The sequence below is a fragment of the Dyadobacter sp. BE31 genome (assembly GCF_031457695.1).
In the GTDB taxonomy this organism is placed as follows: domain Bacteria; phylum Bacteroidota; class Bacteroidia; order Cytophagales; family Spirosomataceae; genus Dyadobacter.
On record NZ_JAVDXA010000002.1, the window covers coordinates 1,269,825 to 1,290,792 of the forward strand.

Here is a 20,968-nt window from a genome sequence, read left to right on the forward strand (position 1 = left end):
GAAACAATGGAGACCAGCTACAAAAGTGCTTTCAGATTCGTGGACGTCGCGCAAATTCTGATCAAAGAATCGGACGAAAAGGACACAAAATTCATTGCCGCGCTGAACACTGTTATTGAGCAGATCGACGAACAGCGCGAAGGCTACGGAAAAAAGCTTGTGAAGATCCAGCGTAAGCATGCGGCCGAGGACAAATTCGGTTGCATTCTCCGAGATGAGCGCGGCAACTATCGGTACAAAAAGGACCAGGAAGAAGCAATGGAGGAGAAAATTGAAGAGCTTTTCAACCATGAAACCAGCGTAGAATTTGACCCCGAGTATGTCGATGAGGAGTCGATTCCCGCAAGTGTCCCGAAGCACGTCCGCAAGTGGCTTATAGGCTTTGTTATCGAACCGGTCGAGGAAGAGCCAACGCCTGCCAAAAAGCTATTGAATTCTTTACCAACAACAAACAATACAACCGATGAAAAATAACAACATCGCGGCGCTGGTTGAAACAGAAACACCAGCGCCGGCCACTGCTCCGCAGTTCCAATTCGACTATGCGAGCATCAACTTTTCAGTAACTGGCCGCGAGGTCAGCACTGGCGAGCCCAAAGCATTTTCATTCAATGATTCGGCCAGTCTGAATTTCAATGATGAGAATGAGCTGAACCGAACATTGAACGACAAGGGCTTTTTGCTTGAAGTGGTTCCCGCCCTCGTGCGGAGAGCTTTGCAGTCGTACGATTCGGAGAACGAAAAGGCGAAGCAGTTGAAACAAGCGCTCGGCGCATTGCTTCAATAGTACAAACCTCATTTCATCATCAACTAAAAACCATTTCATGAAAAATTTGCTTTTGGCGGTACTCCTGGCGTTTTGCCAGGTTGTTACCGCACAATCGATCGATCAGGTTATCGACAACAAAATCAAAGCGTCGGAAGCCCGACAAAAGGCCTATGCCGATAGTCTTTTCAGAAAGGGCAACGGCGGAGTCGATCCGAAACCGGAAGTCCCGAAGGGCGACAGTTGCGCACGCGGACCGGTGCCGAACGACGTTTACAATATCACCCAATCCGGCGCAACCGTTCTATTTGACGGTGAAGGCGTATTCGGGTGGGATTTCTCGATTTCCCAAGACGGCATTGTGAAGGTTACCGGCAATTCTGGAAGCGAGAGGCTGCAAAAGAATACCGTTCCTATTTCTTATGCACTTGCACCAGGTGAGTACGTGTTGGCTTTAAAGGGTAACACCTGTTTGAGCAAAGTATACACGCGTACGTTCATCGTTCCAAAGCCCACAGGCGACAACGGAAACGGCGGGGATGGGGGAAATAATGGCCCGCCTCCGGTAAACAAAGGCGAGCGGGGCATAACAATGAACCTGACCGGCTACGGCTTTGACGTCGATGCGAAGACCGGTATTAGCAAAGAATGGCTTGAACGCATTGAGGCGTTCCTGAACCTCACGCATAACGGCAAAAAGTTCCGCGGCATCGACGCTATCCGGGTCAATATGAAGTGGTACAGCTACGAACCGAAGGAGGGAGTATTCCGGGATGATAAGCTTCTCGATGTTATCAATTATTGCAAGCGCAACGGGATTAAGTTGAGTGTCGCCCTGATACCTTGGCGCGTAATTGGTGATGGAATGCTCGACCGTTCCGAATGGCTGGAACAGTTACCGGATCCGTTCTGGAAACCCTCCGACGAGGAGCCTACGCAGGATCTCGTCTGGCACGCGGAGGGGCGTCTGCCTTCCATCGAAAAAACCTACATGCCGAGCCTGCACAGCAAAATCGGTCAGGAGAAGTTCAAGAATGCCGCGCGTCATTTGGCTGAGTTCATGGCCAAGTATCCGGAATACGTCGATTATATCGCTACGGCAACCAGCCCTGGCGAGGAATACGAGACCAATATTCAACGTGCCTCAAATAACCAGATCCTTCTAACTGGCTACGGTCAGGCTGATTTGAATGCCTGGCGTGAATACTCGGGAGGAATGGCTGTACCCTATCCGCAAAAGAACGATGAGGAACATTTAGCCTATCTGTTCAACAACTCCGAAGCGGGAAGGAAATGGTATGAGTTCAGAACGAAGGGACTCAAAGACTTTCATGCGGCATTCGTGCGCGGAGTTCGTGAAGGCGGCAAAGGGAAAGTGCGATCGATGGGAATGTATGCCGGTTGTGGCGCTCCGTCGGGAACCTGGACCGGCCTTTATAAGCTGAATGAGATTTTTAGCGCTGGTACCAGTGATCAGCCGGATATGATTTACAGCTCGGAGGGTGACGCCGGTAGCCAGAGCAGTAAATTAATGGCAACCGACTTAAATGGAGCCACATTTCCGGGCGCAGCCAGGGCAATCGAATTTGATCCTAACGATTTATCGGTAGATCAGGACTGGCAGACGAGTCCAGAGGAAGACTTAAACGGAGACATCCTTTACTATTGGGCATCATCATTCTTCAAACGAGGCGGTGACGATCTGAGTTTGGCTATGTCATACTATGCGCCAAAAATCAATGTACAGCTGGGGCCCGCGCTTTACAGGATCCGCCAAGAGTTCATCGACGGAGATAGCGGCATGACGGGCATCGCCCAGGGTGAAGGCTTCACTTTCCCAATTACCAGGTATGCAGGCTTGCAGGAATATCGGGAAATCTATTCAGGTCGCGGCGGAGGTGTCAACAAGGTTGTCAAAATCCTACTGAAATGAAGCTCATTCATTGGAAGATTATCGCCGGGCTACTGGCGGTGATCCTGGCTCTCGCATGCATCCTTTGGTATCAGGGATTCCGGCAGCCTACGCCAAACCCGGATGCGCCGGATTTCGCCGACACGATCCGGGAGAACCAACGCCGGGCTGATCAGTACGCCGATACGGTCAAAAAACATCATCCAGATTATGAAAACAAGCTTGAAGGGTATCGTAAAAGTGCTATTCCTGATTCCGTGGATCCTGACGGCCGTGAGCGTGACCAGCTGGGCGCAAGAATCGAATCAGCTGCCAAAGCGGACAGCATTCGAAAGCGCACTCCTCGATAGTGTGTACCGCTTCGAAAAGTTGAAACTGGTATTTATCCCATTGAAAACGGCCTATGAGTCCCAAGGAAAAGAAATTGAAGAGTTACGAGCAGCCGTGCGCCTGCAAAACCTGCAAACTGCGGTGCAGAAACAAAGTTTTGAAGCCCAGGTCCGCAAAGCGAAACAAGAAAATGGATTTTGGCGAGGATTCAAGTGGGGATTCGGCACCGGCTACGGAACAGGATTATTAACAGGGCTCCGGGCCCGTAAATAGCATTTACATGAAATTTCAAGAACAATTAAATATAATCGGTAGCCTTTTCGCTTCTGTCTGGTTGATCATCAAATCGATGGTCACAAGCCCCGCGCTGTTAATCCTGTCTTCGTCAACTGTCGGCATAATTCAGGTTTTTTCTTACCGCTCTGATTTGACAGGTATGCTTGCTGCTGCCGTCGGGGCGGGCTTTTTCGTTATGACCGTGTGTGGTCTCGCGAAACACGTAAAAGATGGGGAGGCAAAGGCCGATATTTTTCTTCAAAAAACTGTCGTCCAATTCATAGTAATGTTTTCTGTGATCTTTTTGGGTTACGCCGCATCGCTAGTCATAACAGTAATATTTAAGGTGGTTACCGAGGCGGTGCCCGGAGCAATGGAAGTGCCCGGAGTCGCTCTATACTTCATGTTCGCAGGATACGCCATCATGTTCACATACTATTTTATAAAGTCCTGTGATTTGGTGGACCAGATAATGCCAGGTCTCCTGCCGAAAGCATTTAGCGCACCGTTTCGCAAATACCGTAAAACCGGCGATTTTAAGGATTTACTGAGTTTTCAGGATGAGGAGAAGGAGGTGACGCCATGAAAACGCAAGCGCAACTAATTGCCAAATTTGGCAACCCGGAGATTAACCGCTTGCCATTCGAAAATAAATGGATGAAGGTTTGGATCGTGCCGGCGGATATCCGGACAGAAATTCCATGTATGCCTGCAAAAATCTATTTGAACCGGTTAATCCTGGCTCCGTTGGAGAAAGCACTGAGGAAACTAATTGCTCTCGGCTTACACACGGAAATCAAATCTTGGGACGGATGTTTCAACATCAGACCGAAGCGCGGGAGCTCTGGCATTTCAACGCATGCATGGGGCATTGCCGTTGACCTGAATGCGAAGTGGAACCCGTTCCGAGGCTCGGTTACCTGGTCCAAAGAATTCCTGCAAGTATGGCGGGATAACGGCTGGATCTGCGGTGCCGACTGGTCGCCTGCCTCAAAAGATGGGATGCACTTCCAATGGGAAGGCTTTTGACATTCGATTTAGTTTATAGTAAAAAAGGGGCTTATGGCCCCTGATTTATTGTATTGCGAAGTAATTGAAGTTTTCAGATGATTTTAGATCTACACAACGCACTTTTATGGAATCAAATTTCGCGTTATGGGCTTTGCAGTAAAATCCAATAACGGTATCGAGATGCCTAATTGCGCGCGCCAAGTGCACCGAGTGAATCAGTGCGGGCCTGTCAGATTCAATCACCTTGCCACCCGTTACCTGAACTAAATATCTGGATCTTCTTGATAAATCAGATAAGCTTCTATAAGCCACGTAAGCATCTTCTGGAAGTTTCGTTGGAGACGTCAGTATGTAGGGGTTTAGCGCATTGTCCATCTGTACATGGGTTGCATGGAACACTCCAAAAGATGAAAGATGACCATTCATAAGATGCAACGCTGCATAAAAGCAGGTTGTTACTTGCCAGTCCATTGACTCAACAATTGAGCTGTTAACGTTTTCTAGAAATTTTAAATTGCGTAGGGACTGTTGTACGTAGTCAGACTGAGATACCAATTTCAGACGTCTTTTGCGGAGAACAAAATTTGAAAATTTGGGGGAACCGGTAGGTTATCGCAAGCTTCAACTATGGTGCTATACAGATGGAAGCCCATTCCGGTGTACTTCGCATTAGTCTTAGCTTCGGCAATAATAAGGTCCCTTTCAAGTTCTTTAGAATACTCTTCTACTTCAATCCAAAAGGATATGTCTGATGACCCAATTTCAACAGCAAATGTGTTAAAAGGTTGTTCCGAGTAATTCCTAAGGTTTGATAGGTAATCTCCCAAAAGTGGTCTAATTTGGTCAGTTTTAACCTGTTCTGCTGCTTCGAGGATTATTTTCCTGTGGTCTCCCGCAGCTAAACGGTTATAAAGTGCCTTTTTATTTTCACTAGCCACACCAAGTTCAAGAGCTGTCTGATCCACATACAAACTTGCTATCGCCTCAGTTATCCATGCGGTCGCGTTGTTGCTTTCGGTGATTTCAGATGTCATCATTAGATGGAGATGTATCGATTTAGTGTTGTTGTAACTTCCGACGCTCAACAAAATATGCGTGGGGTTTTCGTCACAAGTAAAACTCTTTTAGAGTTATTTTCTTAAAGGAACGCAAAAGTGAGATTTTTTACTCACTTTAATATCAAAAAAGTTAATATTAAATTATTGAACGTCAGTCGATTGTGAACGTGTCTGTATACAAATTTGTATACAAGTGCTTGATTTGTCGAGACATATAATAATAGTTCATGGTGAGTGCTATATACGTTGTGGTTGCACAGGAAACAGCACCCGAGGCATGAGAGGGTCGAATTCTCGTCTCCCCGGTCATGGCCGAGGATCTTACCTATTCCGTGGGACTACCCATCCATTACGAATGCGCCGGTGTGCTGCAAATCAATCTGCCTACAAAGTAGCCAGGCTGACCAATTTACGATTTATTGGCGGTTATGCCGATAAAAGCGCTACCTTCGGTCACTTATAGTGAACAATCACTTTTAGAGGGGGTATTACGGATAGCCAGGGTTCTATAACTCCTGGCTTTTTTTGTGTTTTGTGGAAAAATGTAACTTTACGTTGCTTATGGTACATGTTTTTGTACACTGTTCAGTCTGGTATGAACGTCAGTGGCTTGTAGTTGCTGACGTTTTTGTTTGGCATAAGTATTGTGTATCGACATGAAACGTACAAACTCCACCACTATTCGTTGGTATGCTAACAAATGCACTCTGGTATCCGGAGTGCATTTTTGTTGCCAGTAAGGATTTGCTAATTTTACATTAAGTCAGGTGAGACTTCTCACAGACAGAGGAGTAATAAATAAAGCCAGGATTCTATAGCTCCTGGCTTTCTTGTTTTTTAGGGATCAGCGCGCTGAGGAACTGCTGTGTTTGTTCGTACTCAAACGATCCGAGATACCTCTCGGTGGTTGCGAGGCTAGAATGGCCTAGCCCCTGTGAAATAAAGGCCAACGGGACTTGCGCGCGCGCCAAGGTGGTAGCATAGCTATGCCTAGCCTCATAAGTTCTAATTTTCGCTTGGATTCCGAGTTCTTTAAGTATCACGACTAGCATCCGGTTAACGCGGCGGGTTAGACTATAGATTGCTAAATGAATTTGCTTTTCATTCATGCCAAGACTTAGTTCAGGAAAGATAAAATCATCCTGGTCTTCGTTTGGCCGCCCCCATTTTCTGATGATTTCCAACGCTTCCGGCATTAATGATATAACCGTTTCTTGCCCAGCATTTTCCTTGGTGGTTCGAGTCTTTCGCCTGATAAAGGAGACCTGATTGTTTATTAAGTCTACGTTCCTCCATTTAAGTCGAGCTAAATCAGCCATATTCATTCCCCCGCAGAAGTACGAGAATTTCCATACGTCCATTGCGTAGTTCCTTCTGGTGAACTTGCTTGAATACCCTAGTACCGCCGAAATAACGTCGCTCGGTAGAGCCTTCTTTGTATTTTTGCCTTTGGGGATGCGATATCCTTCTCCTCCAAATGGATAATCTTCTTTTGGGAGGATTTTGGCCTTTATAGCTTCGTTGACAACTTTCTTGATTCCACTCATGTAAAACGAAACGGTTGTCTGTCCTACGGGTCTCCTCGTTTTTGTCAATGGTCGAAACCCGCCATTGTCAAGTAGGTATTTCTCGTACCGTTTCAAAAAATCCTTATTAACTAAGAAGAAGGGCACTTTGGGATTCGATTTATTAGTTATACCGGTGTCCGTGACGAATCTTTCGATGCTGTTCGCGGCAGATCGAAAGATAGTGGCGCGAGTATAGTTTTCTTGATCAGAAAGCAATTTTTCTTGATCTCGTAATGCAACTATCAAATCATTTGGAAATACGGCAGGATCGTGCCTCTCCGTCAGCAGCAGTGCCTGGAATTCTTCGAAAGAAAATCTATGCTCGATTTTCGAGATTGCGATCTGAGCTCTCCGAAGCCAAGAATCCTTTTTATCTCCTGTCAGCTCATCAAAATATTCACGACCGTAGATTTTGTTCCAAAGATTTCGAAGGCTCTCATCGCGCACCTTACCCGTCAGACCTGATTTGTGCTTGTTTAAAAACTCGATCTGTTCGTCTGTGAGAATGAGTCCGGTGGAAAACTGCTTCTGTTTCGCATTGTAATAGACCGATAACTTTACTGACGCGTGTCCTTCTTTGATCCGGCGCTTGTCGAAAAATATGGCTACAGTAGGTAATTTCATACATTTGGAGGCTTTGTGATAACAAATCTATCACAAAAAACTCACAATGAAAATCACAATGAAACTCACAATGAAAGGTTGATAATTGTGCATACACCCGTTATAACTGAACATGCACTAAAACTATCAAGTGATTGATTTTTAGGTATTTATTTGATTTTTGATGCGTGATAATACCTGATATTATCGTATGGCAAAGTTACGGGTGTGATTGTGCCAAAGGAAGTGCTGGCACCGGGCATAAAATACCGAAGAAATGAAAAACCCCGGAAAGACCGGGGTTTGGGCTATTTCGGATCCACGCGCTGGTGCGCGGCTTTGGGAGCGCTGTACTGGGTCGGCTGAGATGCCGCCGGTTGTGTGTTAACCTGGCCTTGCTGTGGCACGGTCTGTCCGGTAACGGGTTGGGTACTGCCTTGCAAGGGCGACGTTTGTGTTGCGGGTGCGTATGTTCCTGTGGGCGTGGCCACGCTGGGCGTCCCATTCGAAGGAACCTGCTGCATTTGCACTTGCTGAACCTGAGTGGCGGCAGATTGCTGCTGGATCACCTGAGGCTGGTAGCGTTCGGGCATTGTCCGCGGGTCTTGGGAGGTATTCACTTTGGGCACCGTTCCCTGCTGGGTAACGGGCCGCGAGTTCACTTCAAATCCCAGGTCCTGCACATCCGACACCCTCTGAACGGGTGCGACAGCCGGAGCGGGCTGCACGATGGTACCAAGCTGTCCGGGTGCCTCAGGCGCTATCTGGCCGGTAGGTTTGGGTTTGAAAGTCGCGGCAGGGGCAGACTGGGCACCTGAATAGGCTCTCGGGACTTGCCCCGTTGGCGCGGGTTGTCTAACCTGCGCGTTGACATTGTTCATGGTAAACAGCAGGCCCGCAGTGGCGGCTACCGTCAGTACTTTGGATTTCATGTGCGGCATAGTTCTCAAATTCAATTGTTTCAATGGCGCTAAGGTAGGTACTAAAACCATTCCATGAAAATCAAAGCCCCATTCCCTTTCCTGCGGGGTGCTGGTGCATACCCGGAAGAGAGGGAAATGGGGCTGAATTTATCGGCTGTTAGGCGCGGTCCCAGAAGAATGGCGGCTCTATGCCCAGCGCGCGGAGGTACACATAGCCTTGCGCACGGTGGTGGACCTCGTTGTCGATCAGGTAAAGGATCGTATTATAGATCGTGTTTTCGTACATTCCAAAGGCAGCTTCTACCTCGTTGAAGCGCTGTGCGGGAATTTGCGGCCACAGCGTGTTAATGTAGTCGGTTACCAGGTCCCACAGGTTGAGCACCTCCGCTTTGGTGGCCGGAGCGGGAGTCGAGTGATCGAGCACCGGCTCGCTGAATGTCCAGTCGCCAAATGCGATACCACGGATACCGGGAGCGGCCAGACCGATCATCTCCATGGTGAGCTGGGCGTAAGTACGCATGCCGCCGATCGAAAAAGTATAAAACTGATCCTCAGGAAATGCCTCGATAACCTTCCGGCTGACGCGACGGTGGCCCTGCCAATGTTCCAGAAGTGCCTCAGCAGTAATAACGGTTGTGGGAGCTGCCAGTTCTTGTGCGGTGTTGTTAGTTTCCATGTCAAAGGTTTTTAAAGTTTATTGTTTGATTACATTACAAACTAAACATCGCCGAGTGACAGCAGTATGTCAGCAGCATTTTCGCGCCGCCGAAAAAAGTCGATTTTATTTCAAAACCTTCAAATCCGGCCCGAAACGGTACGTTTTGCCCTTCATGGTATTCACCGATACCACCTTGTTGCCATAGCGCAGTTTGCAAGCGTTGCCGGCTTTCGAGCGGACGGTGAGGGCGGTAAGTCTGCCATTTTTCCATTCCATATCCATTTCAAAACCACCCCGCGTGCATAGCCCGCTGATGCGCCCTTCCGGCAATGCGCCGGGCAGCGCAGGAAGCACATTGATCTCTCCCAAATGACTTTGCACCAATGTTTCGAGGATACCGGCAGCGCCGCCGAAGTTGCCATCGATCTGGAAGGGCGGGTGGGCGTCGAACAGGTTGGGGTAGGAGCCTCCGCCGCTCATTTTCTGGCCGGCATCATACACCGGATTGAAAAGTTTGCGGATCATCGTATAAGCATGTTCGCCATCCAGGAACCGTGCCCAATAGTTGATTTTCCACGCCAAACTCCATCCGGTACCATCGTCGCCGCGGTAATGGAGCGATTTCATGGCCGCTTTAAGCAGCTCGGGCGTTGCGGTTGGCGTGATCTCTTCACCGGGGTACACGCCCCACAGATGCGAAACATGGCGGTGATGGCTGGTTGTATCGTCGATGTCCGTCATCCATTCCTGCAACTGTCCGTAGCGGCCAATGTGGTTCGGCGCGATCTGCCGGCTGGTTTCAGCCAGTTTTTGGGCAAATGCGGCATCCGTTTTTAGAATGTCAGCCGTTTCAATGCAAGCCTTGAACAACGCCCGGATGATCTGATGGTCCATTGTCGGACCGGCCACCAGCCCACCGTTTTCCGGAGAATTGGATGGAGAGCTTATTAAGAGACCTGTTTTAGGATCTTTAACCAAAAAATCGAGGAAAAACTCGGCCGCACCTTTCATTAACGGATAGGCCGTGTTTTGCAGGAACGCCTTATCCTGCGTGAACCGATAGTGTTCCCACAAATGCAGGCTGAGCCACGCGCCACCCGTTACCCAAATACCGTGATTGGATGCATTAATAGGCGCGGCCCCGCGCCACACATCGGTATTATGGTGTAAAACCCAGCCTCTGGCATTGTAATGCTCTTTCGCTACTTCTGCTCCTGTTTGAGAAACTTCCTTCACCATTTGGAATAGCGGTTCATGGCATTCACTGAGGTTGGTCATCTCGACTGGCCAGTAGTTCATTTCGGTGTTGATGTTCACGGTGTACTTGCTATCCCACGATGGATTGAGCTTGTGGTTCCATTTGCCTTGCAAATTGGCGGGATGCGTTCCCGGCCGGCTGCTCGCGATGAGCAGGTACCGCGCGAACTGGACATACAATGCAAGCAACGCCGGGTCGTCGGGGTTTTTCTTGAACTGGCTCAGGCGCTCGTCGGTAGGCAGGGCCGAGGTATTGCTTGGAGGTAATGTTAAATTAAAGCGGTTGTAGAGTTTTTCGTAGTCGGCTGAATGCGCTGCAAATGCCTTCTCAAATGCGGGTGCATTGCGAAGCACTTCGGCCGTTTTTGCACCGGGATCACCGCCTGTATTTTTGTAATCGATGTAGTTCGTTGCCGCAGCGAGTACCAGCGTGGCATTCGTTGCATTTGAAACCACCAGTTTTCCATCAGCTTGTTTTACTGTTCCGTCGGTTATTACTTTCAGTTTGGCAATGCCGAACAACGCACCTTTGTCAACATACACTTCCAGTTCAAGCTGTTTTTCACCCATATTCACTTCCTTTTTCGCATGAATGGCATCCATTCTGACCGAAAAATCCAGCCTGCCTTTCTGCGAGCTGTTAATATGGTAGTAAATCGCTTTGGCCGGATAACTCGCGAAAGCCTCGCGCGTATAGCGCACGCCGCCAGACTGGTAACTGCTTTTGACAGTGGCGTCCCGGAGGTCAAGCTCCCGCACATATGCAGTATGTTGCCCGTGGCCCGGAAAGTCTAAATATACATCCCCAAAAGCCTGATACGCCATTTGCCGCATAGGCTGGCTCATGAATTCCGCATTGGCCAGTGTTTCGGCTTCTTTTTGTTTACCCTCGTTCAAAAGCCGGCGTATCTCGCCCAGGTGCGCCGAAGCGCCCTTGTGTGCGTAACTTCTTGGCTCGCCGGTCCATAAGGTTTCTTCGTTAAACTGAATCTGCTCGGTTTCCGCGCCGCCGAAGATCATGGCCGCCAACGCGCCGTTGCCGATCGGGAGCGCTTCTTCCCATTGCTTCGCAGGTTGTTTATACCAAAGCTTTGTGTTACTGTTGCCCTGCGCATGGCATTTGAAGATGATGAATGTAAGTAATGTAACGGTCTGAATTAGAGGCTTCATGCCGGTTTTGGATATAGTGAATAGAAATGTCGGTTTAGCAAAAAGCATTACTGCTGCCTTGCTGACGTGTTTTTGGCGGCATTGCCCGTACAAAAAAGGCCGGTAAAGCATAGTATTTCCTGCAATACGGCTAGTTTTTTTCATACCATTATACTACCTTATTACCCGCTTACCCCCACACTTTGCGTGCCACACTATGCGAGTTAGTATTTCTAAAATCGGGCTGGATGGGATCAGGGACCTTCGCACGATGTTCCTGCACGAAAACAACTTCCAGTTTGTCTGCAACAAGTGCCACGACTACGGCTGGGCCGATACCTGGCTGTTTCGGATCGACAATGTTCGTGTCGGTTACGGTTCCGTTTGGGGCACCGATCGCCGACAGGACCGCGACACGATCTTCGAATTTTATCTGCTGCCGCCTTACCGCAAACATGCCAGCGTTGTTTTCGAGGAATTTCAAATGCATTGCAAGGCGATCTGGATCGAAAGCCAGAGCAACGACATTTTCCTGACCACGATGCTGTACCGTTTCTGTGAAAATTCTTTCGCGGAAGCTATTCTTTTTGAGGACGGTTTCCAGACTTCCTTCGAAATACCGGGCGCCATTTTTCGCAAACGCTCCGAGCACGACCCCATGAATGGCGACGATAGCGAATACGTGGTAGAGGCTGGGGGCGAAATCGTTGCGAGCGGCGGCCTGATGCTCAATTACAACATTCCTTATGCCGACATTTATATGCAGACGCGCGAAACGCACCGCGAAAAAGGCTACGCGACGTATATTGTGCAGGAACTGAAACGCATCGCATACCGGATGGGCCGCATGCCCGCCGCGCGCTGCAATATCGGCAATCGCATTTCCCAGGCCACTTTGGAGAAGGCCGGTATGCGGGTATGTGGTTTCCGGCTGAAAGGGGCGATACGGGTTTTGGAAGATTGAGAAGGTGCGGTGCGCGACGTACGGCACGCTTTTTGAAGCTAATGGGTTTCAAATCAAACAACTGAAACCATGGCTACTACAACAAAGGGCAATACCAAAGAAACCGCTTCTAAAACGAAATCGGGCGCCTCGGAAAAAAGCGCTTCCATGAAAAGTACAGCCACCAAGGCTACCAAGGGCAGTACAAAATCGACGCCTTCGAAGGCATCCGCTACTAAAAAAACAGCCGCCGAAACGACAGCCGCCGCACGTGCTGCCGGTAAAAAAGCGACCGGAGCGAAATCCGAATCTAAATCGGGTAGTACCAAATCAGATAGTACGAAATCAGCGAATGCAAAATCGGCAAGCTCCAAATCGGCCGGATCGAAGTCAGCCGGCGCTAAGACGTCGGATAGCAAATCTGCCGGTTCGAAAAAATCGTCAGGCAGTTCCGGATCCAATACTTCGACGCGCGATCACGACACGATCCGGGCGTGGGTGGAGCAGCGCGGCGGCGTACCTTCGATGGTGAAGGGAACCGCGAAGAAAAAAGATGGAGGCGGCATCCTGCGCATCGATTTTCCAGGATACAGCGGTGAGGATTCGTTGGAGGAAATCAGCTGGGAGGATTTCTTTCAGAAATTCGACGAAAGCAAACTGGAATTCCTGTACCAGGAAAAAACGGCTGATGGCAAAGAAAGCCGCTTCAACAAGTTTGTATCGAGCAACTAACGGATATCGAGTTGCTCACATTTAATGGAAAGGGGCCGGGACATTCAGAAGTCCAGGCCCCTTTTTATATTGTCCACAGACTATCCGTAAAATAGGCCTTGCAGTCCTGAAAATGCTCTACTACCCGGAAACCGTTGGCCGCGGCCACCTTTTCAATTTCGGATAATGTATACTTCTTGGAAAGCTCGGTCCAGATCAGCTCGTTGCGGTCGAAATCATAGCATTTATCAGTGTGCCGTACGTGTACTTTTTGCGGTACCAGACTTACGAGGTAGCTCCTTACCTCCCCATTGACGGGATTGTAATGCGAGTAGAAGTCGAACTGGTTGGTTTTGAAACTGCCGCCCAATTCCCGGTTGATTCGGTGTAATAAATTGATATTGAATGCCTTGGTGATTCCTTTGGGGTCGTCGTAAGCACAGCGGACAGTGGCGGGGTTCTTTTGCAAATCGAAGCCTGTGAGCAGGTAATCGCCCGGGTTCATGCATTTGCGGAAATCGGCGAGCAGGCTATTGACCTCGTGCGCTTCATAATTGCCGATGTTACCGCCGAGGAAAAGCAGCAGACTTGGCACACCCGATGCGGCCAGCTCTTCCATCATCGAAAAGTAATTGCCGATCATCGGGCTGATCTTCAAACCAGGCAAATGGGCGTGCATATTGGCCGTCAACTCCTCAATGGCTTTGGAAGAAATGTCGATAGGCACGTAGGTAAAATCAACCTGCCGCTCGACCAGCTTTTTCAGTAACTGCCGTGTTTTGATACCGTCCCCCGCACCGAATTCCACAATCTGGAACGGTCCGTTGAATGCGAGTTTTTGGATAATATTGTCCCCTTGCAGCGATAAGATCTCGAATTCGCATGGCGTGGGGTAATACTCCGGCATTTTCATGATATCCTGGAAAATCCCACTGCCGATATCGTCGTAAAAATACTTGCTCGAAATGTGTTTCTGTGGTGCGGACAATCCCTTGTGGATGTCTCTGGCAAAAGTTTGTACGTCTGTCATAACTATCGATTTATCGCGCCAGCCGGATGCCCGTGTATTGCCAGCGCTCGTGTGTGTGAAAGAAATTACGGTACGTCTTACGGGCGTGCCCGGGCGAAGTAGCCACCGATGCGCCACGAAGCACCATCTGGTTCACCATAAATTTGCCATTGTACTCGCCCACGGCGCCTGGTGCTTTGGAAAAGCCCGGGTAGGGCAGGTAGGCGCTGTTGGTCCATTCCCAGCGCTGGCCCCAGTCGAGGTTGGCCGATGCGATTTCCCATTCGAATTCGGTAGGTAACCGCATTCCTTTCCATTGGGCAAATGCGGCGGCCTCGAAAAAGCTGATGTGGCTGAGGATTGCTTCGGGATCCGCCTTTTGCAATCCCTCCAATGTAAAATAATGCCATTCACCGTCGATCAGGTGCCAGTACATCGGGGCTGTAATGTGGTTTTGATTTACCCACGACCAGCCCTCATCCAGCCAGAGGTTAAAATCCTGGTAACCGCCGGCTTCCATAAATTCGATGTATTCGCCGTTGGTAACGAGCCCTTTCGCGATTTCAAAGTCGTGCAGATACACTTTGTGCCTGCCGAGTTCATTGTCGAAACAAAAACCTTCGCCGTGATGCCCGATGTCGTAAATGCCTTCGGGAATGGCGAGGAAGCCGGTTTCGGTATTGCGGCCGTCGACCATATTCTGCCCCTTGCGGTAAACCGGAAAGAGCGGGTTATGCCCGAGAATGTACTTGATGTCGGTGATCAGAAGTTCCTGATGCTGCTGTTCGTGGTGCAAGCCAAGTTCTACCAGCGCCAGGATCTCCGGGTCGGTGAGGTCTTCGAGGAAGGCGTCCATTTGCGCGTCGACGTACCGGCGGTAGGCGTAGACGGCCTGGGTAGTGGGGCGCGTCACATTTCCACGGTCGGTGCGGAGCGTACGCTCTCCTACGTTGTTGTAGTAGCTGTTGAACAGGTAATTGAAATCGGGATCGTAAACGCGATAGTCAGGTACCTGGGGTTTGAGGATGAAGGTTTCAAAAAACCACGTCGAGTGCGCCAGATGCCACTTGGGCGGGCTGACGAACGCGACGGGCTGCGGCACGTAGTCTTCCGTTTCCAGCGGTGCGCAAATGTGTTCCGAATGCTTTCTGACATTGTGAAATGCTTCCCTAATGCCGGTGGCTTCCATTAGTTGCATAGTTTTTCAGATCGGTGATGGTTTGGATATTCAAGGATTGTGCCTGCGCGCGACGCATCATCAGCGCGTAAGCATTATTAAAGCCGATCGGCCGGAGCCATTGCAGCTTGTATTGTTTTAGAAATTCATTTTTAACATAATCATAAACCCGCTCGCGATCGCCGCCGAGCTTTGCCAGCTGTTCGCGACCGGGTTTGAGGATGGCAAGCAAACCCGTGCCCGTGTATTCGGGGTATAGGTCGATTTCGGCGTTGGTCAATGCGTCGAAACAGATTTTCGTGCCGCCGAGGCCGGTTTTGGTGATGGCTTTCAGGTCGGTATTGCCTTCGATCAGCTCCTTGTACATTTGGATGAGAATGTACTGCTCGGCGAAAATCTTCGAACCGAGGCGAACGGTGCCTTTGCCGCCTTTGCCGGGTGGTTGGTAGAGGTTTTTAGAGACCAGAAAATCATGGGCAACGCGATCGGGGGCCTGTTTGAGGTAATCGACGCGGTAGTTCAGCTCCGTCATAACCGAATCATTGATATAACCGGACAATTGCTCCAAAACGGGCTGCAATTCCGGGTATTGCCGAAGCACCTCGCTCCGTACCACGGGTGCGGCATAGTAGGGCGGGAAAATATGCTGGTCGTCGTGCAGTGTTACGAGGTCGAATGCTTTCAACCGGCCGTCGGTACTGTACCCACTGATTACGTCCAGTTTTTCTTCAAACGCGGCCTTGTACATCACAGCGTCGCTGATCACGACGGTTGGAATATCCAGCCCGTACTTAGATTTTAAACCTAAATAACCATCTTCCCGACCCATGAATTCGGGCGTAAAACCGGCGAGCAAATTGCCTTTCGTGTAAGGAATCAGGTAAAAGGAGGAGAGTAATAGCAGCAAAACAGGCAGCAAGACGGGCATTTTACGCATGCCTCTCAAACCTGTCTTTTGAAGTAACGATAACAGAAAGTCGAACAAAACGGCCAGCAATGCGGCCGGAATGGCCCCCGCCAGGATCATTTGTGTATTATTCAATGCAATACCCCCGAAAATGAATTCGCCCAAACCGCCTGCCGCAATGTAAGCAGCCAGTGTCGCGACGCCTACATTAATGACCGTGGCGGTGCGGATCCCTGCTAGAATGACGGGCATCGCGAGCGGCAGCTCCACACTGGTCAATATCTGCCACGGGTTCATCCCCATGCCCCTGGCGGACTCGGTAATGGCCGGATCAACACCCGTGATACCGGTGTAGGTATTGCGGATAATGGGCAATAATGCGTAGAGAAACAGCGCAGTAATGGCGGGTAGGGCCCCAATACCCAACAGCGGGATCATAAAACCCAGCAATGCAATGCTAGGAATGGTTTGCAGCACGCCGGCAATGCCAAGTACCAGCCACGCAGCTTTTTTTCGCCGCGCGATCCAGATCCCCAGCGGTAGCCCCACGGCAATCGCAATGAGCAGTGAAATGCAGGTGAGGCCGATGTGGGCCACAGTCTGGCTCCACAGCTTACCCGATTGCTGCGCCATAAAATCCCAAAGTGACTGTTGCTCTTCCATTATCCCTGTGCTCTGATGCGTTCGTAAATGCGGGAAATATCGTCGAGCTGCTGGCCCAGGAAAGCGTGTACGAACTCGTTCACAGGCCTGAGCAGCAGATCGCCCGGCTTGCCTTGCTGTACAATGCTGCCGTTGTCCATCAGACAAATATGATCACCCATTTGAAGCGCTTCCTGCACGTCGTGGGTAACGAGGAAGACGGTCTTCCGTTGCAGTGCGGGCAGCTCTGCGAAATCCTTCCGCACGCTGGTGCGTGTCACGGGATCGAGCGCGCCAAAGGGCTCGTCGAGAAGCAGTACCGGCGGGTCGGCTATCAATGCGCGGGCAATGGTTACCCGCTGCTGTTGTCCTCCGCTCAGTTCACCCGGATATTTGTTTTTGAAATGCGCGGGAAGTTTCAGCTGTTCGAGCCAGCGCGTAGTATGCTCCTGAATGTCACCGGGCTGCCAGTTGAGCAGTTTCGGCACAACTGCGATGTTTTCGGCCACCGTGTAATGGGGGAAGAGCCCATTGTTTTGAGAAACATACCCGATCGACCTGCGCAGCATTTCCGGCTTTTCTTCGGATATGTTTTTGCCCCAAATCTCGATCCGGCCGGAAGTGGGTTCTATCAACCGGTTGAGCATTTTCAACGTCGTCGTTTTCCCGCAGCCGCTGGTACCCAGCAGTACCATGGTCTCGCCTTCTTCCACCCGGAAGGAAACATCCCTAACTGCCTCAATACCATTAAAATGCTTGCTGATGTGGTCGGCAATGATCATGACGTTTGCTAACAGGTACGTGGTTCAGGTTTGCAAAATGGATTTGCATATTCTTTTTGTACGTAAATCAGCCGGAAAACGATCCATTTTTACCGAAAAAAGGGAAAAAGCCGACCATTAATCGAGCGTCATAAAAAGATTGTTCAACGATTCTGCGTACGTGGGATGAGCGAACACGCCATTCCGGATCTGCTGGTAAGTGATGCCCCCGATCATCGCCATTTGCAGGATCGTTACAATCTCGCCGCCTTGCTCTGCCAGTACCGCCGCACCAAGGATTTTGCCCGTTTGAGCATCCACAATCGCCTTCATCATGCCCCGTTCGTCCCCGGTTTCGATCGATCTTGCGACGCTGTCGTTTTTCAATACGGCTACTTTTATATCGAACCCTCTTTCCCGCGCCTCCTGCTCCGTAATACCCACACGGCCGAGTTGCGGGTCCATGAACATGCAATATGGCACCAACCGGTCCGCAATACTGATTTGTTTTTGCTCAACAACATGCTGAATGATCAACCGGTAATCGTCATAGGAAACATGCGTAAAAGCCGGGCCGCCTTTCACATCGCCTAATGCGTAAACACCTTCCGCCGTGGCTTCGAGCTGCGCATTTACCTGAATATACCCTTTTTTGTCCAGGGCAACACCCGCTGTTTCCAACCCAAGCTCTTGCAGCTGGGGCTTGCGTCCCGCGGCTACGAGTACGTGCGTGTACGAGCGCTGGCTTCTACGCCCCTCGGTTTCAAGCGCGACGGCGATAATGTGCCCGCTTTGCGCAAATTGAATAGCCTCCGTATTGGTGAGTATTTCAATGTCCTCCCGGGCTAGGATTTTCACGACTTCTTCGGCGATATCTTCGTCCTCTTTTTTTAAGATCCTTTTGGCACGCTCGACGATCGTCACTTTGCTGCCGAAGCGTGCAAACATTTGGCCGAATTCCAGCGCAATGTACCCGCTGCCGAGAATGAGGAGATGCTCGGGGATCTCAGACAGCTCCATAATGGTGGTGGAAGTGAGATATGGGATGCTGTGAATGCCCTCGATGTCGGGTATGACGGGTTGGAGGCCGGTGTTGAGGAAGAACTTGTCTGCCGTGAGTGTTTCACTGCCGCCATCCTTTAACGAAACGGTAACCTCCTTTCGACCAGTGAACCGGGCCGTACCGTAAATCAGGTCGAGGCCGGCGGTGTTAAGGATACGCTTTTCGGAGCTGCCGCGCATGGTGTGCACAATGCTGTTTTTGCGGTCGAGGATCTCGTCGAAATCGATCGTGATGCCTCCTACGCTCACGCCCAGGGTTTCGTTATGCCGCGCCGACCACGCTGCCTTTGCGGATGCCACCATGGCTTTGGTGGGAGAGCAGCCGTCGTTCACACAGGTCCCACCGACCCATCTTTTTTCAATTAAAGCCGTTTTTAAACCCGATTCGGCCAGTTTGCGGCAAAGCGGCGTGCCCGCCTGGCCCGCACCGATTACAATAGCGTCGTAATGTCTCATAAGGGAAAGGATTGGCAGTAGGAACCTGTAACAGAAAGCAGCTCCGACCCGGATTTTACGTATAGGCACAATAAAAGCGTGCCGGGTAGGGCACGCTTTTCGCAAAAGCAAACTGTATGAGTAGGAAAAAGAGTTCGGATGGATTAGCCGAAATAGGTGAGGGTATTTTCCTTGTCTATTCCGATCTGTTTGACGAGCATATCGAGCCCCTCGAATTTCTGTTCCGGACGAAGATAATGAAGCAATTCCAATTTGAGATCCTCGCCGTAAATTTCTTTGTCAAAATCGAACAGGTTCGCTTCGATTGTCCGGATGGTACCGTCCACGGTGGGCCGCACACCAATATTAAGCATGCCTTTGAATACTTGGCCTTCGTAAACCGCGTGGATCACATAGACTCCATTCATCGGGATCAGCTTGTAGGGCTCATGCACGTACAGGTTCGCCGTCGGAAAGCCGATTGTGCGGCCGAGCTGTTTCCCTTTCACCACAGTTCCGGAAAGCGAATAGGGGCGGCCCAGTAGTTCGTTGGCTTCATGGATGTGCCCGGTAATCAAGGCCTTACGAATGCGTGAAGAGCTGATCGCCATGTGTTCGATATCTTCCCTGGGAATTTCTTCCACTTCAAAACCGTACTCGGAGCAATTTTTCTGCAAGAACTCGAAACTTCCTTCCCGGTTGCGGCCAAAACGGTGGTCGTAGCCGATCACCAGCTTTTTGGTCCCGATTTTTTCCACCAGGATCTGTTTAATAAACGCATCGGAAGTGAGCTCGGAAAAAGAGCGTGTGAAAGGGATGATCGCCAGGTGCTGAATGCCCAGTTTGGCAAACAGCTCTATTTTTTCCTCGATTGTGGAAAGCAATTGCAGGTCCTGGCTGTCCTCCGACACCACCGTGCGCGGATGCGGCCAGAAAGTCAATACCACCGATTCACCACCCGATTGCCCGGAAATTTCTTTCAGACGGGTTAGTATTTTTTGATGTCCCAGATGCACCCCGTCGAAAGTGCCACTGGTTACGACGCCATATTCCAGTTTTTGAAAGGAATCCAGGCTATGATAAATGTTCATTCGTCAACTTCCAAATTCAACGCTACTCGTTTCTGATGGATGAAAGCCGTCAGCTCCCACGCATCTTTCAGTTCGAAATCCCCGATCCTGGTCCGGCAGAGCTTGCTCATGTAAGCGCCGCTGCCCGCCAGCTCGCCGAAATCGCGAACCATACTGCGAATATAAGTACCTTTTGAACAAATGATCCTAAAATCGATGGAAGGAAAATGGGTAGCGTCAATTTCAAACAGCTTGATCTCCACCGGGCGCTTCTTGATCTCGGCCTCCTCGCCTCGCCGCGCGAGCTTGTACGCACGCACTCCGTCGATTTTAATGGCGGAGAAAAGCGGGGGAATCTGCTCGATATGGCCGGTAAGCTGCCGGCGCGCATTTTCGAGTACTTCCGGCGTAATGTGGTCAATAGGGTATTCGGCGTCGAAATCGCTTTCGAGGTCAATGGAAGGCGTCGTTTTGCCTAGCACCAACGTGCCGGTATACTCTTTTTCCTGCGCCTGAAAGCTATCGATCTGCTTGGTTTTCTTACCGGTGCAAAGGATAAGCAACCCGGTAGCCAGCGGGTCTAATGTACCTGCATGGCCTATTTTCTTGAATTTGCAAGCCCTTTTAAGCTTGTTGGCCACATCAAATGAAGTCCACGTCAAAGGCTTGTCAATCAAAATGACCTCGCCTTCGTCGGGTATGTTTTCTTGTTGGTTCAAATTTGGTGGAAAATGTTTGAC

At 50.1% G+C, this 20,968-nt stretch carries 22 protein-coding genes; 9 read left to right on the forward strand and 13 right to left on the reverse strand.

Annotated features, from left to right (window positions below):
* The first annotated feature begins 6 nt into the window (after nucleotides 1-6).
* The 7 genes from J2Y43_RS13905 to J2Y43_RS13935 are packed head-to-tail and all read left to right on the forward strand — an operon-like array spanning nucleotide 7 to nucleotide 4,313.
* The gene (locus J2Y43_RS13905; RefSeq protein WP_309983547.1) at nucleotides 7-474 is read left to right on the forward strand and encodes a hypothetical protein; all 468 of its coding nucleotides are present in this window, start codon (nucleotides 7-9) and stop codon (nucleotides 472-474) included.
* Nucleotides 464-787, forward strand: a complete 324-nt coding sequence (locus tag J2Y43_RS13910; protein WP_309983549.1) for a hypothetical protein — start codon at nucleotides 464-466, stop codon at nucleotides 785-787. The genes J2Y43_RS13905 and J2Y43_RS13910 overlap by 11 nt, the downstream gene beginning before the upstream one ends.
* A gap of 37 nt (nucleotides 788-824) precedes the next feature.
* A complete protein-coding gene (locus tag J2Y43_RS13915; protein ID WP_309983551.1) occupies nucleotides 825-2,699 on the forward strand; it encodes a hypothetical protein in 1,875 nt (624 codons plus the stop codon).
* Entirely contained in the window at nucleotides 2,696-3,028 is a 333-nt protein-coding gene (locus tag J2Y43_RS13920) for a hypothetical protein (protein WP_309983553.1), read from the forward strand. Before J2Y43_RS13915 ends, J2Y43_RS13920 begins: the two co-directional genes overlap by 4 nt.
* 40 nt (nucleotides 3,029-3,068) lie before the next feature.
* On the forward strand, nucleotides 3,069-3,281 hold the full coding sequence (locus J2Y43_RS13925; RefSeq protein WP_310226527.1) for a hypothetical protein: 213 nt from the start codon (nucleotides 3,069-3,071) through the stop codon (nucleotides 3,279-3,281).
* A 7-nt stretch (nucleotides 3,282-3,288) separates the two neighbouring features.
* Nucleotides 3,289-3,870 carry a hypothetical protein gene (locus tag J2Y43_RS13930; protein ID WP_309983557.1) on the forward strand — a complete coding sequence of 194 codons (582 nt, stop codon included), beginning with the start codon at nucleotides 3,289-3,291 and terminating at the stop codon, nucleotides 3,868-3,870.
* Nucleotides 3,867-4,313, forward strand: a complete 447-nt coding sequence (locus J2Y43_RS13935) for a M15 family metallopeptidase (RefSeq protein WP_309983559.1) — start codon at nucleotides 3,867-3,869, stop codon at nucleotides 4,311-4,313. The genes J2Y43_RS13930 and J2Y43_RS13935 overlap by 4 nt, the downstream gene beginning before the upstream one ends.
* Nucleotides 4,314-4,358: 45 nt before the next feature.
* Here J2Y43_RS13935 and J2Y43_RS13940 read toward each other — a convergent pair whose 3' ends face one another.
* From J2Y43_RS13940 to J2Y43_RS13965, 6 genes are all read right to left on the reverse strand, one after another.
* Complete coding sequence (locus tag J2Y43_RS13940) at nucleotides 4,359-4,766, reverse strand: hypothetical protein (RefSeq protein WP_309983561.1); 408 nt, start codon at nucleotides 4,764-4,766, stop codon at nucleotides 4,359-4,361.
* 86 nt (nucleotides 4,767-4,852) lie between these two features.
* Entirely contained in the window at nucleotides 4,853-5,332 is a 480-nt protein-coding gene (locus tag J2Y43_RS13945) for a hypothetical protein (protein WP_309983563.1), read from the reverse strand.
* 833 nt (nucleotides 5,333-6,165) lie between these two features.
* Nucleotides 6,166-7,545 (reverse strand): site-specific integrase, encoded by a 1,380-nt coding sequence (locus J2Y43_RS13950; RefSeq protein ID WP_309983565.1) that lies wholly within the window; start codon nucleotides 7,543-7,545, stop codon nucleotides 6,166-6,168.
* A 287-nt stretch (nucleotides 7,546-7,832) separates the two neighbouring features.
* Complete coding sequence (locus J2Y43_RS13955; RefSeq protein WP_309983568.1) at nucleotides 7,833-8,456, reverse strand: hypothetical protein; 624 nt, start codon at nucleotides 8,454-8,456, stop codon at nucleotides 7,833-7,835.
* A 148-nt stretch (nucleotides 8,457-8,604) separates the two neighbouring features.
* Complete coding sequence (locus J2Y43_RS13960) at nucleotides 8,605-9,123, reverse strand: DinB family protein (protein WP_309983570.1); 519 nt, start codon at nucleotides 9,121-9,123, stop codon at nucleotides 8,605-8,607.
* A gap of 105 nt (nucleotides 9,124-9,228) precedes the next feature.
* Nucleotides 9,229-11,532 carry a glycoside hydrolase family 95 protein gene (locus J2Y43_RS13965; protein WP_309983571.1) on the reverse strand — a complete coding sequence of 768 codons (2,304 nt, stop codon included), beginning with the start codon at nucleotides 11,530-11,532 and terminating at the stop codon, nucleotides 9,229-9,231.
* A gap of 196 nt (nucleotides 11,533-11,728) precedes the next feature.
* Here J2Y43_RS13965 and J2Y43_RS13970 point away from each other — a divergent pair, with 196 nt between their 5' ends.
* Complete coding sequence (locus J2Y43_RS13970; protein ID WP_309983573.1) at nucleotides 11,729-12,475, forward strand: GNAT family N-acetyltransferase; 747 nt, start codon at nucleotides 11,729-11,731, stop codon at nucleotides 12,473-12,475.
* Nucleotides 12,476-12,544: 69 nt separating this feature from the next.
* A complete protein-coding gene (locus J2Y43_RS13975) occupies nucleotides 12,545-13,186 on the forward strand; it encodes a hypothetical protein (RefSeq protein ID WP_309983577.1) in 642 nt (213 codons plus the stop codon).
* 64 nt (nucleotides 13,187-13,250) lie between these two features.
* Here the strand turns inward: J2Y43_RS13975 and J2Y43_RS13980 are convergent, their stop codons facing one another.
* The 7 genes from J2Y43_RS13980 to truB form a co-directional block, all read right to left on the reverse strand.
* Entirely contained in the window at nucleotides 13,251-14,195 is a 945-nt protein-coding gene (locus J2Y43_RS13980; RefSeq protein ID WP_309983579.1) for an L-histidine N(alpha)-methyltransferase, read from the reverse strand.
* Between the two features lie 10 nt (nucleotides 14,196-14,205).
* Nucleotides 14,206-15,363 (reverse strand): ergothioneine biosynthesis protein EgtB, encoded by a 1,158-nt coding sequence (gene egtB, locus J2Y43_RS13985; RefSeq protein ID WP_309984270.1) that lies wholly within the window; start codon nucleotides 15,361-15,363, stop codon nucleotides 14,206-14,208.
* A complete protein-coding gene (locus tag J2Y43_RS13990; protein ID WP_309983582.1) occupies nucleotides 15,344-16,921 on the reverse strand; it encodes an ABC transporter permease/substrate-binding protein in 1,578 nt (525 codons plus the stop codon). The genes egtB and J2Y43_RS13990 overlap by 20 nt, the downstream gene beginning before the upstream one ends.
* Nucleotides 16,921-17,682 carry an ABC transporter ATP-binding protein gene (locus J2Y43_RS13995; RefSeq protein ID WP_309983584.1) on the reverse strand — a complete coding sequence of 254 codons (762 nt, stop codon included), beginning with the start codon at nucleotides 17,680-17,682 and terminating at the stop codon, nucleotides 16,921-16,923. The genes J2Y43_RS13990 and J2Y43_RS13995 overlap by 1 nt, the downstream gene beginning before the upstream one ends.
* Nucleotides 17,683-17,799: 117 nt before the next feature.
* Entirely contained in the window at nucleotides 17,800-19,179 is a 1,380-nt protein-coding gene (locus J2Y43_RS14000; RefSeq protein ID WP_309983586.1) for a mercuric reductase, read from the reverse strand.
* 143 nt (nucleotides 19,180-19,322) lie between these two features.
* On the reverse strand, nucleotides 19,323-20,249 hold the full coding sequence (locus J2Y43_RS14005) for a bifunctional riboflavin kinase/FAD synthetase (protein ID WP_309983588.1): 927 nt from the start codon (nucleotides 20,247-20,249) through the stop codon (nucleotides 19,323-19,325).
* Nucleotides 20,246-20,947 (reverse strand): tRNA pseudouridine(55) synthase TruB, encoded by a 702-nt coding sequence (gene truB, locus J2Y43_RS14010; protein WP_223400320.1) that lies wholly within the window; start codon nucleotides 20,945-20,947, stop codon nucleotides 20,246-20,248. Before truB ends, J2Y43_RS14005 begins: the two co-directional genes overlap by 4 nt.
* Nucleotides 20,948-20,968: the final 21 nt, after the last annotated feature.

Bases quoted from the DNA above. Each gene is read 5' to 3' on its own strand.
- J2Y43_RS13955 (WP_309983568.1), bottom strand. From the start codon at position 8,456: ATGAAATCCAAAGTACTGACGGTAGCCGCCACTGCGGGCCTGCTGTTT.
- J2Y43_RS13935 (WP_309983559.1), top strand. From the start codon at position 3,867: ATGAAAACGCAAGCGCAACTAATTGCCAAATTTGGCAACCCGGAGATT.
- J2Y43_RS13975 (WP_309983577.1), top strand. From the start codon at position 12,545: ATGGCTACTACAACAAAGGGCAATACCAAAGAAACCGCTTCTAAAACG.
- J2Y43_RS13910 (WP_309983549.1), top strand. From the start codon at position 464: ATGAAAAATAACAACATCGCGGCGCTGGTTGAAACAGAAACACCAGCG.
- J2Y43_RS13950 (WP_309983565.1), bottom strand. From the start codon at position 7,545: ATGAAATTACCTACTGTAGCCATATTTTTCGACAAGCGCCGGATCAAA.
- J2Y43_RS13965 (WP_309983571.1), bottom strand. From the start codon at position 11,532: ATGAAGCCTCTAATTCAGACCGTTACATTACTTACATTCATCATCTTC.
- J2Y43_RS13945 (WP_309983563.1), bottom strand. From the start codon at position 5,332: ATGATGACATCTGAAATCACCGAAAGCAACAACGCGACCGCATGGATA.
- J2Y43_RS13915 (WP_309983551.1), top strand. From the start codon at position 825: ATGAAAAATTTGCTTTTGGCGGTACTCCTGGCGTTTTGCCAGGTTGTT.
- J2Y43_RS14005 (WP_309983588.1), bottom strand. From the start codon at position 20,249: ATGAACATTTATCATAGCCTGGATTCCTTTCAAAAACTGGAATATGGC.
- J2Y43_RS13930 (WP_309983557.1), top strand. From the start codon at position 3,289: ATGAAATTTCAAGAACAATTAAATATAATCGGTAGCCTTTTCGCTTCT.
- J2Y43_RS13940 (WP_309983561.1), bottom strand. From the start codon at position 4,766: ATGGACTGGCAAGTAACAACCTGCTTTTATGCAGCGTTGCATCTTATG.
- J2Y43_RS13990 (WP_309983582.1), bottom strand. From the start codon at position 16,921: ATGGAAGAGCAACAGTCACTTTGGGATTTTATGGCGCAGCAATCGGGT.
- egtB (WP_309984270.1), bottom strand. From the start codon at position 15,363: ATGGAAGCCACCGGCATTAGGGAAGCATTTCACAATGTCAGAAAGCAT.
- J2Y43_RS13980 (WP_309983579.1), bottom strand. From the start codon at position 14,195: ATGACAGACGTACAAACTTTTGCCAGAGACATCCACAAGGGATTGTCC.
- J2Y43_RS13995 (WP_309983584.1), bottom strand. From the start codon at position 17,682: ATGATCATTGCCGACCACATCAGCAAGCATTTTAATGGTATTGAGGCA.
- J2Y43_RS13960 (WP_309983570.1), bottom strand. From the start codon at position 9,123: ATGGAAACTAACAACACCGCACAAGAACTGGCAGCTCCCACAACCGTT.
- J2Y43_RS13905 (WP_309983547.1), top strand. From the start codon at position 7: ATGGAGACCAGCTACAAAAGTGCTTTCAGATTCGTGGACGTCGCGCAA.
- J2Y43_RS14000 (WP_309983586.1), bottom strand. From the start codon at position 19,179: ATGAGACATTACGACGCTATTGTAATCGGTGCGGGCCAGGCGGGCACG.
- J2Y43_RS13970 (WP_309983573.1), top strand. From the start codon at position 11,729: ATGCGAGTTAGTATTTCTAAAATCGGGCTGGATGGGATCAGGGACCTT.
- J2Y43_RS13920 (WP_309983553.1), top strand. From the start codon at position 2,696: ATGAAGCTCATTCATTGGAAGATTATCGCCGGGCTACTGGCGGTGATC.